The 10,920-nt window shown below is 38.9% G+C and carries 7 protein-coding genes and 1 pseudogene; 1 reads left to right on the forward strand and 7 read right to left on the reverse strand.

Annotated features, from left to right (window positions below):
- Positions 1 to 126: 126 nt before the first annotated feature.
- From ABD005_RS15870 to ABD005_RS15895, 6 genes and pseudogenes are all read right to left on the reverse strand, one after another.
- Positions 127 to 2,463: pseudogene (locus ABD005_RS15870) on the reverse strand (efflux RND transporter permease subunit); the annotation flags it as partial.
- The gene (locus ABD005_RS15875) at positions 2,460 to 3,827 is read right to left on the reverse strand and encodes an efflux RND transporter periplasmic adaptor subunit (RefSeq protein ID WP_343818649.1); all 1,368 of its coding nucleotides are present in this window, start codon (positions 3,825 to 3,827) and stop codon (positions 2,460 to 2,462) included. The gene ABD005_RS15875 and the pseudogene ABD005_RS15870, both read right to left, overlap by 4 nt.
- A 1-nt stretch (position 3,828) precedes the next feature.
- Positions 3,829 to 5,247: an efflux transporter outer membrane subunit gene (locus tag ABD005_RS15880; RefSeq protein WP_343818650.1), complete on the reverse strand. Its 1,419-nt coding sequence runs from the start codon at positions 5,245 to 5,247 to the stop codon at positions 3,829 to 3,831.
- A gap of 272 nt (positions 5,248 to 5,519) precedes the next feature.
- The gene (opgC, locus tag ABD005_RS15885) at positions 5,520 to 6,248 is read right to left on the reverse strand and encodes an OpgC domain-containing protein (protein WP_343818652.1); all 729 of its coding nucleotides are present in this window, start codon (positions 6,246 to 6,248) and stop codon (positions 5,520 to 5,522) included.
- A gap of 32 nt (positions 6,249 to 6,280) precedes the next feature.
- A complete protein-coding gene (gene opgC, locus ABD005_RS15890; RefSeq protein ID WP_343818654.1) occupies positions 6,281 to 6,622 on the reverse strand; it encodes an OpgC domain-containing protein in 342 nt (113 codons plus the stop codon).
- A 408-nt stretch (positions 6,623 to 7,030) separates the two neighbouring features.
- On the reverse strand, positions 7,031 to 9,211 hold the full coding sequence (locus ABD005_RS15895; protein WP_425544911.1) for a S9 family peptidase: 2,181 nt from the start codon (positions 9,209 to 9,211) through the stop codon (positions 7,031 to 7,033).
- A 248-nt stretch (positions 9,212 to 9,459) separates the two neighbouring features.
- Here ABD005_RS15895 and ABD005_RS15900 point away from each other — a divergent pair, with 248 nt between their 5' ends.
- Positions 9,460 to 10,032 (forward strand): DUF1285 domain-containing protein, encoded by a 573-nt coding sequence (locus tag ABD005_RS15900; RefSeq protein WP_343818656.1) that lies wholly within the window; start codon positions 9,460 to 9,462, stop codon positions 10,030 to 10,032.
- A gap of 100 nt (positions 10,033 to 10,132) precedes the next feature.
- Here the strand turns inward: ABD005_RS15900 and ABD005_RS15905 are convergent, their stop codons facing one another.
- Entirely contained in the window at positions 10,133 to 10,879 is a 747-nt protein-coding gene (locus ABD005_RS15905; RefSeq protein ID WP_343818658.1) for a HesA/MoeB/ThiF family protein, read from the reverse strand.
- Between the last annotated feature and the right edge of the window lie 41 nt (positions 10,880 to 10,920).

Below are 10,920 nucleotides of genomic sequence, written 5' to 3' on the forward strand. Positions count from 1 at the left end.
AGTTAATTTATCAGATGAACAATGCAAAACTGCCAGTTGATCATAAAATGTGGTACTGTAGGGTAATTAAGATTAGGCTTTAGTTTTGTGCGAAACGATTTTAGATATAACCCCCAATGTCACAAAATTAATTAATATGCTCTCAATGTCGGCAATGGTACGACGTTCGTCAATAGGAAAGCGTACCATCACACGTACATCGTCACGACCGCGTTGTATACGTTGTACCTGCGAGCCAAAAAAAGCTTGTCGAACTTGTCCAGAAACACCCACGCGAGTTAACCCTAATGCTTGCCCTTGTTCGGTAAGCTCTATCTGTAACTCTTCTTTACCATTAGATAGGCTGTCGGCAATATCAAATACCGTTGGGTAAGTAGCTAAACGCGCTTTCACTCGTTCGGCGACTTCTTTTAGCGTAACTAACGAGGTAGCATTGAGTTGTACTTGAATTGGGCTAGATGAACGACCTATTTCAGCTCTAAAGGTCATGCTTTCAGCGCCAGGAATAGGGCCAATTAAAGTTCGCCACTCCCGCACTAGTTGCGCTGAATTAATTGAGAGTTCTCGTGATTCAGGCGGTGTTATTTCAAAGCGAACACTACCAGCGTTAGAAGCGCCGCCACGACTACCTGTTGTGGCTAAAATATTTAAAATAACGCTTTTGTTAGTTGATGGCTCAATGTACTTCTCTTTAAGTAACTGCGCTTGCTCGGCCATTTTTATCACGTATTTATTCGTGACTTCAAACGGGGTGCCAGCGGGCAAGGTAATTGATGCTCTAATGGTTTCGCTTGGAATGCGCGGGAAGAAAATAAACTTGGTCCAGCCGCTCATAATTAACGCTAAAATTACCAAAAACACCCCAATAAAACCCAATAATGTCGAAGTTTTATTACGTAGCGCTATATTTAACAGTGGTTGATAGTAGCGAATTATCGCGCTCTCAAAACCATCAGCAAAGCGTTGTTGTAATTGACTAAAACGAGACTTTTTATCACCTTCTTTACGAATTTTTAGGGTTTTTAAATGTGAAGGTAAAACAAACTTAGACTCTATTAAGGAAAAAATAAGTACAGGGATAACAATAATAGGAATTTGCGCAAATAATGCGCCGCGTGCGCCTTCAATAAAAGCAAGCGGTAAAAATGCGGCTACTGTGGTTAAAATACCAAAGGTAACGGGGGTTGCGACTTCTTGAGTGCCTTTTATTGCCGCTTCTTCGCCTGATTCTGATGTTTTCAGGTGAGTATAAATATTTTCACCGGTAACAATGGCATCATCGACGACAATACCAAGTACCAAAATAAAGGCGAATAAACTCATAATATTTAAGGTCACGCCAAATACAGGCATCATTATAAAGGCGCCCATAAATGAAATAGGAATACCTATAAATACCCAAAAAGCGATTGAAGGTCGTAAAAATAAAGATAGCAATGCCAGTACTAAAATTCCGCCTTGTAATGCGCTACTGGTGAGGGTGGCAATACGGTTTTTTACCACTTGTGAGTCGTCATCCCAAAAGCTTAAATAAAAGCCTTGCGGCAAACTACTTTGTTTAGCGTCAATGTAATTTTTTACGGCGTCTGCGACCTCAATAGCACTTTGCTGACCAATGCGATATACATCAATAAAAGCCGCAGTTTTGCCATTAAAGCGAGTGCGTACTGGCGTTTCTTCAAAGTCATCTTTAACTTGTGCAATATCACCTAAACGAATAATTGAGCCGTCGGTATGGGTTTTTATAACAATTTTATCAAATTCGTCTTTATGATATGCCTGACCCTTAGATCGCAATAAAATGTCGCCGCCTTGGGTTTTCAAGTTACCTGCAGATATATCAGTGCTTGAATTTGAAATCGCTTGTGATATTTGCGTAATCGTTAAATTGTATTGGCGCATGACATCTTGCGATACTTCAATAGTCATTTCGTAATTACGTACGCCACTAAGCTCTACTTGAGTAATACTTGGTATTTTAAGTAAATCGTCACGTACCATTTCAGCATATTCACGCGTTTCTTTTTCGCTGTATAGGCTGGAAATTGTCACAGCAATAACTTCACGTTTACGCTCAGCTAACGCAACAATAGGTTTTTCAGCGTCAGCAGGAAAGGTGTTAATGGCGTCAACGCGACTTTTAATATCCGCTAACATTTCACGAGGATCGTAGCCAGTATCTACTTCAATACTAACCGATGATGAACCTTCAGAAGAGCGACTTGAGATTTCTTTTACGCCCTCTAAGTCTTGTATTGCTTCTTCAATACGAATAGAAACGCTTTGTTCGACATCTTCAGGAGTTGCACCACGTAGTGAAACACTAACGCTGATACGATCAGTTTCAAACGAAGGGAATACTTCTAACGGTATACGGGTTGATAAGCTAAATAAACCCGCGAGTAAAATGGTTACTAATAGTAAATTAGCAGCAACGTGATTTCGAGCAAACCAAGCGATCATGACTGTTTCACCTTAGCTTTACGAGCGTTATCATTATTTGCTGATGAACGGTCTTTTTTGGGTTTTCCGTCTTTATTTCTATTTTTTCGTTCACCTGTTTTAGTGTTTTTATTGGCTTGACCTTTTGAGGCGGCACCTTCAATAGCAACGGGCGTACCGGAACTGACCTGTCCTAACGGTGTTAATACTAAAGCATCGCCAGCGACTAGGCCTGCGGCAATAATAGACTCGGTACCATTTTGCCAGCGTATAGAAACTTCTTTACGCATAAGTAAACCATTTTCAACGGTATAAACGTAGCTGCCTTGATAAATTGCGCTGCTCGGTATCACTAATGAGTCAGCTAATATTCTGCCCGTAATTTCTGCAGTAACGTATTGGCCTATTTTAATTTGTGCACCTTGGTTTTTTGCCGCGTTATTGGTTTCACTGTCGTAAGGACTAATTATTTGTGCAACGACATAAAGCTGTTGAGACAGCTCATCAATAGCACTTTCAGTACGCACTACTTTACCTTGCCATGTTTGCTTACCTAATAATGTTGAGGTAATCACAACATTGCTGACGACGGTTTCGTTATTTTGGTTTTGGTGGCTATCGCGATATTCTTCAGGCAACTTCATTAACGGTAAGTCTTTATTTTTTATCGGTAGACGAATTTCAACATAGTCGACCGCGTAAATATCGGCTAATTGGGTATTGCTTGAAATGACTTGTCCAATATCAACATGCTTTTTCAAAATACGACCAGCATAAGGCGCAACGATTTTAGTACGCTCTAATGACAGTTTAGCTTTGTTAAGTTGTGCCTCGGCAGATAGTACTTGCGCTTTTGCCGCTTCAAATTGTGGTTGGCGTAAAACTAAAGCACTGGCATCTTTACCATTACCTAGTCGCTCCCAGTCAGCTTGCGCCTGGCGTACACGTGCGCCTTCTTCTTGTAAATTTTGCTGTGCTGCCATAAAGCTTGCTTGAGCAATGTTAACTTCAGCTCGGTGATCTCTGTCATCTAATTGCATCAACACATCGCCTTTCTCAAAAAAACCACCGTCTCTAAACTCAGAGCTTACTTGGTTTATTTGTCCAGATACTTGTGCAAACAGTACGCTTTGAGTACGAGGCTGCACAGTACCAAAACTTTGCACCATCACTTGATAAGGCTGTGGTGTAAGCGTTTGTATTGCAACGGTCATTTGTGGTGCTTTTGAGGGTTTTCCGCGATTGCTCTCAGGAGGGTTGTCAAAAATAATCCAAACTAAAACTAGGGCGATGGCGCTAATAATTGCGGGGAGTAATACTCTTTGCAATATTGTTTTTTTAGAGGATGTCGTTTTAAGGGCGCTATTGTTTGGGTGATTAGACATGCTACTTAGCCTCAGTTACTAGTGATGGGGTGGTGAAGTCACCGCCTAGAGAAAAATGTAAATTAATGCGGTTAGTGATCAGTTGTTTTTTTATTTGGATTAGCGTGCTTTGTGCGTCAAAAGCACGTTTTTGCGCATCAAGCACTGTGGTATAAGTCACTAAACCACTTTGGTATTGTTCAAACGATAATGTTGACGCTATTTTTGCGTTTTCTTGGGCTTCTAGCATAGTGTTGTAACTTTGCTTTAGCCCTTGCTCTGTAGAAATAGCGTTTTCGACATCACTAAAAGCACTGTATAGGGTGTCTAAATATTGCTGTTCTTTTTGTTTAAGCTCAAGACGAGATTTTTCTTCATTCGCGGCTAAGCGTCCTGCATTGAAAATAGGTGCAGAAATACTGCCAAGTAGCGACCAAGCAAGCGAAGAGCTGGAAAGCAAGTTGCCAATATCACTGGCTGAATCACCAATAGAGCTAGTTAGAACTAAACTGGGAAAGCGCTGTTTATGGGCATAAGCTAAGCCTGCATCTTGTGCTAGCAATTGATACCAGCTTGCTTTTAAAGAGGGTTTTCTACTGATTAATTCAGACGGTAACCCCATAGGTATTTCATCGGTTAATAAGGGAAGGTTAGCCTCAACTAATAAATCACCTTGAGGGTATTCACCGGTTAAACGTTCTAATTGGCGAATAACTTTAATTTTTGCAACTTGCTGGTCTGCTACTCGAGTGAGTTCGTTATTAAGCTCATTACGTGCCAAATAAACATCAAGTGCTTCACTTAAACCAGCTTGATAACCGGCTTCAATAATGGCTAAATTTTGACGAGAGTTAGCTACGCGATTTTGATAAAGTTTGAGTAACTTATCAGCCTCAATAACATCAAACCACGTTGTTACAACATCAACAACAAGCTGTTGTTTGTACTCTTCAAATGTTGATTTTTGTGAAAGGTAATTATAATTACTTTGGCGATCGGCAGCGGATAGCTTGCCCCAAATATCAACCTCATAACTTAAATTTAAATTGAGAGTGTTACTATTATCGTAACTAACGGGTTGATTGTTTTTGTTACGGCCACTTTTAAAAGCTAAATCTAGGCTTGGCCATAATTCACTACCAACCATAATCAGTTGTTGTTCAGCAATTTGTAGCGAGTAAGCTTGCATCGCAAACTGTTGGTTATGCACTAATGCTTTATTAACTAATTGATGTATTTGTGGGTTTTTTAATTGTGCTAGCCAGTTATCTTGGGCACTTAATGCTGCTTTTTCCTCAAGCGTTTGCTCTGTTAGCGCTTGACCATTTTGCCATTGCGCTGGCAGTGGTACTTCTTTAATGCTTGGATCTATTTCAGAAGTGCTACTACAAGCCAACAAAAATAAACTGCTGCACAATGGCAGTAAAAATTTATACGTCATTAAACATAACCTACTCTTTGATGGGCCGAACGTTATTCTTATATTTATAGCAGCTCAGTTTACAGGCTGTTGATTTAATACGGTACAGACTTTACAAAAGTTTACAGTAGCGTTAAAAAGGAGATTTTTGCAGTTAATAAAATATCAAAACACAAAGCGTAGCAAGCATTGCGGGCTGATTATAGGCAAGGTGTTTTAAAATTAAGGTATTAATTAATACCTTAATTTATGGGATTGGCTTAAAGAGCTTGAACTGTTTTATTTATCGTAGTTTAGCTGTTACTTAATTTAGCCTGGTTGACTATCCTATAACGCTTTTTATTACGGTAAAGTTGATCTAATTTCGCCGGTATTGCTAATAAAGCGACAAAAAATAAGCAGCTTAATAAATCCCAATACCACTTTTCAGTGGTAAATTCATAGGTAGCTGGTAGTAAGTAATAAATAACGATGGTATGAAAAGAGAATACGGGTAAAGCATGCTGACCGAGGAACACCGGGTATTTTAGTGTGAAGAAACGCGGAGCATAACGCATCCATAGCATCATGCCATAAATAACGATTAGTAAATTGACTAAACGTACCGTAGATAGTATTTGCGGCTCAGCTAACAAGGCTTTCATCCACTCTTGCGGCCAATGTTTTAAATAAAATAATACAACTAAAGCTATTAATAGTACTGTTTTTGTCGACACAGAAAAATTGAAGTTGTGCTGTTTATCAAGTTTCAGGTGACTTAATAAAACGCCTAAATAAAAGTAAAGCTGCCAAGCTAGCGGATCAAAATAGCTGACATTTATTGTTATGTCGGGAAATAAATACTGATGTAGTGGAGTTAGTGCATTAATGGAAATAAAAGGCGCTGCTAGCCATAACAACAGCGATATAGTTATCACTAACGCCGCTTTACCTTTTTTGATAGCAAAAATAGCAAAAGGTAAAAACAACATAGGAACCATATACAAAATAAGAATATCGTGATAACCAGGGTGCTGTAGCAAAAAGATGCTAGATATAGCACTTTGCTCGGTGCTTATAAACCAATTAGCGGCATTAAAAAAGTCGGTCCAAATCGTTTTATAAAACGGAAAAACCAGACTAAGCTAAAAGTAATTAAAATAGCACTGATATGAAAACCATAAATAGTGAGACAGCGTCGCCATATTTTAAATTTAAGCTTAATAGGGTGTTCAGCGAGGCGGCTATAGACTATGTAAGCGACAAAACCTGATAAAAAAACAAACCCTTCAGCAGCCGAGACAAAACCAAAAGGCTCACGTGTAACCTGCGTAATAAAACTACCATATAAGTGATTACAGGCAATGACAATGAGTAGCCAACCTCTTAGCCCATCGTAAGTTAAGTTTCGATCCATAGCCCTTTCTACTTATTGATTTAGATTATGTTTTTATAGGTAGCCGATTAACATACCACTTTCATAGTTTAAAAACATTAATTAACCTGAACTCGGTTTAAGAGATGTTTAACAAATTGAAATATAATCAAAAATTACTTTTCTGAATAGCTGCTAGAGAAACATTTGTTAAGCCGAGCTCAGGTTAATTAAGCATGATTTTTAATAGATAATATACAGCTGCATTGATAGGGTTGGTTTTGGCGAGTACGTTTGCTTTGAAGTGCTTTATCTAGGCGTAATAATAGAGGAGGGGGTTAACGACTGGCGAGGATAGGTAGAAATATACCAGGTGCCATGGTGAGTAGCGCCTGGTATCAAATGTTTATGTTAAATTAAGTACTATATGTTATTTAACCTGAACTCAGCTTATTTAAGTAAATCAATAAAGAAGCTGTATTCTAACGCGGTTTCATGAATACCTTTAAAGCGACCCGATGCACCGCCATGGCCTGACTCCATATCAGTTTTAAATAACAAAATATTATCACCCGTTTTGTATTCGCGTAATTTAGCAACCCATTTCATTGGTTCAAAATACTGTACCTGTGAGTCGTGTAAACCTGTGGTGATTAAGGTATTAGGGTAGCTTTGTTTTTTAATTTGATCATAAGGAGAGTATGACAACATGTAGTTGTAGTATTCTTTATTTTTAGGGTTACCCCATTCATCAAATTCATTGGTCGTTAGTGGGATACTCTCATCGAGCATTGTTGTTACCACATCAACAAAAGGTACAGCAGCATGCACACCGTTATATAATTCAGGCGCCATATTCATCACCGCTCCCATTAATAAACCACCAGCACTGCCACCAGAAGCAAAAACGTTATCTTTATCGCCATAGCCTTGTGCGACGAGTGCTTTGGTTACGTCAATAAAGTCAGTGAAGGTATTATTTTTTGTTAATTTTTTGCCATCTTCATACCAAGGGCGTCCAAGCATTTGTGAGCCACGTACATGAGCGATAGCATAAACAAAGCCACGGTCGAGTAAGCTTAAACGACTAAATGAAAACCTTGGATCAATAGTGCTTCCATATGAGCCATAGCCGTATTGATGTAATGGGTTAGTGCCATCTTTTTTAAACTTATCTTTGCGATAGACAAGCGATACGGGAACCTTTACCCCATCGCGTGCGGTAATAAAAATGCGCTCAGAAGCATAGTTATTTGAGTCAAAATCACCCAACACTTCATCTTGTTTTAATTGCGTTTTTTCAAGGGTTGTTAAATCAACATCATAGTCAGTGTATGGCGTAGTTAAGCTAGTGTAATAAAGGCGTAATGCACTGTTATCTAAATTATTGTTACCGTAAAGGCCTAAGTTAAACGCACTGTCATTGAAACTAAGTTGTTGTTCTTTACCCGTTGATAATTGGCGTACGGTAACGCGGATTAAACCATTTTCTCGTTGTTGATAAACTAAATGGTCATTAAATAATTCAAAATCATCTAGCTTGATATTATCATTCGCAGCAATAACATCTTGCCAATTGCTTTTATCGCCAACCTTGTCTTTATGCACTTTCATTAAACGAAAGTTTTGGGCTTGCCAGTTGGTGCTGATGTAAAACCAGTCATGCATTTTGGCGATTGAATACTCGATCCCTGTTTCACGGGGAATAAACTCAATAGGCGTAGCCTTTGGACTATTAGCATCAATCACTGAGGCACTTTTGGTTTCAGTTGAGCTATGCCAAATAATTACCGAGCTATTGTCTTTGCTTTTACTCATGAAAGTGTAAAAGGTTTTATCTTGCTCCTCATAAATTAACTCATCATTAGCTTGTGGTGTACCTAAGGTATGACGGAATACTTGATAAGCGAGTAGGGTTTGTGGGTCACGTTTGATGTAATAAACGGTTTTATTGTCGTTGCCCCATTCAATATTACCACTGGTACCGATAAGCTCATCAGCAAGTAACTCTCCTGTTGAGAGATCTTTAAATTTAATGGTATATATTCTTCGGCTAACGGTGTCTTCACCATAAGCTAATACCTTTTCACTTGGACTAACGCGCAGACCTGATAATTGATAATAATCATGAGCTTTCGCGAGTTGATTTACATCCAATAATACCTCGGTATTACTACCAGAAAAGTCGGTGGAACGAATATAAATAGGGTACTCGTTGTCGCCTTGCATTTGGCTGGCGTAAAAGTAATTGCCACGTTTAGTGGGTACACTATTGTCATCCTTTTTAATGCGGGCTTTTATTTCTTCAAAAAGCGTTTCTTGTAGTTCGCTCGTGTGCGCTAACTTTGCGTCTACGTAGCTATTCTCAGCGGCTAAATGCGCTAAAATTTCAGGATCAGTACGGGTATCGTCACGCATCCAATAATAATCATCAACACGTTTATGACCGTGGGTGACTATTTCATAAGGGACTTTTTTGGCTACTGGTGCGGTAATTGAGATCATAGGCGTTTGGTTATCTGGCAGTTCGTTAGCAGTATTTTCGTTATGGCTACATGCACTAATTAGCAGGGCTGAAGAAATGACTAAGCACAGTTTGTTCGCGAGTTGTTTAGTTGTTAAAGGGTTCATAAAAGCTCATAGAGTAAGTGGTGATAACATTAAGAGTGAATTAAATGATGGCTTAATGTATCTGTTTTTTGTAATGTCGGTACAACAATAACGCAGCATTACAAATGTTAAATAAATGTATCCAGAATAAAATAGCAGGTTATTTATTATAATCAAGAGAACTTAGTCGCGAACGTCGCCAAATAGGGTAAAGTAACGGAAATGTAAGATTAGTGGGCAATTAGCTAGTTAACGGTTTAAGGAAAGGTATGTCATTAGATAAACTCTCAAAACAGCTGCAACAAAATAATAACAGTGACCAAGCTAAGCTACCGCCAATTGAGTTGTGGAACCCGCCTTTTTGCGGTGAAATTGATTTACAAATAAAAGCCAATGGTGATTGGTATTATGGTGGTACGGTTTTTAAGCGTTTAGCCTTAGTGAAGCTGTTTGCAAGTGTGCTATGGCGAGAGCAAGATGAACAGCGCGATGAATATTTTTTAGTAACACCTGTCGAAAAAGTTAAAATAACGGTTGAAGATGCGCCTTTTATTATTACTCAGTGGCGCTGGCTTGATGACAAGCAAACAACCATGGAAGTTTCGACTAACCTTGCAGACACTTTTGTCCTTGATGCGAGCCGTCACCTAACTATAGATGAACAAGGGAACTTATACATTAATGTGCGCCGTAACTTGTTCGCGAAAGTACATCGCAATGTTTATTATCAATGGGTTGATTTAGCGGCTGAACAAAGTGCTAACCAAGAAAAGCAATCAACAGAGCCCGTAGCATTGTATTTTTATAGCGATGGGCAAAAATTTATTTTGGGGCATTACTAGTTAACCAGAGCTCAGGTTAATTAGCTAACTCAGAGGTTAAATAACCCGATAACTAACTCTATAACTAACTCTATAACTAACTCTATAACTAACTCTATAACTAACCACCACAAACAGTGCAGCTTTTTTGTTTTTTCATGGTGAATTGCTGCCACTGATTTGATAAGCCATCAAGCATATTGAGCTGATTTATTTGTACAGGGTTTCCCGTAAGTAGTTTAATGGCTTGTAAGGTTTGCATACCTGCGACCATCGCCAGTACAGGACCCATAATTCCGATAGTTTGGCAGTTATTTGCGGGTGCTTTTTCACTGGCAGGAAATAAACAGTGATAACAAGCGCTGTTATTGTCACGCGGATCAATGGTTAATTGTTGACCGTCAAAACCTGTGGCAGCACCAACAATTAACGGGACTTTATGCTCAACACAAGCTTGATTAATTAAATAGCGAGTTTGAATGTTATCAGAGCAATCGAGTACCACATCAACTTGCTCTAAATAGTAATCGCAAAGCTCTTTATCTAGCATTTCATCAATCACTTCAATGTTTGTATCAGGAAATTGTGCCTGAAGCTTTTCGGCAGCGACATCGGCTTTGTTGTTGTCAATATCGTTTTCAGTAAATAGTATTTGTCTTGGTAAGTTACTCAATTCAATCACATCACCATCGGCCAAAAACAAGGTGCCAACACCCGCCGCTGCTAAATATAAACTCGCAGGGTTACCTAAACCGCCAACACCTAAAATGAGTACTTTGGCATTCCGTAATGCTATTTGGCCTTGCTCACCAATGTTAGTTAGCATAATTTGACGAGAATATTTGAGTTGCTCTTGGTTACTTAACACGTTTTTTCCTATAGTTTGGCATGATGTTACTTTGGTTTTCC

This window comes from Colwellia asteriadis (assembly GCF_039523295.1).
Taxonomy (GTDB): Bacteria; Pseudomonadota; Gammaproteobacteria; order Enterobacterales; family Alteromonadaceae; genus Colwellia; species Colwellia asteriadis.

Excerpts from the sequence above, each read along its gene's own strand:
- ABD005_RS15900 (WP_343818656.1), top strand. The coding sequence starts at position 9,460 with ATGTCATTAGATAAACTCTCAAAACAGCTGCAACAAAATAATAACAGT.
- ABD005_RS15875 (WP_343818649.1), bottom strand. The coding sequence starts at position 3,827 with ATGTCTAATCACCCAAACAATAGCGCCCTTAAAACGACATCCTCTAAA.
- ABD005_RS15880 (WP_343818650.1), bottom strand. The coding sequence starts at position 5,247 with ATGACGTATAAATTTTTACTGCCATTGTGCAGCAGTTTATTTTTGTTG.
- ABD005_RS15895 (WP_425544911.1), bottom strand. The coding sequence starts at position 9,211 with ATGAACCCTTTAACAACTAAACAACTCGCGAACAAACTGTGCTTAGTC.
- opgC (WP_343818654.1), bottom strand. The coding sequence starts at position 6,622 with ATGGATCGAAACTTAACTTACGATGGGCTAAGAGGTTGGCTACTCATT.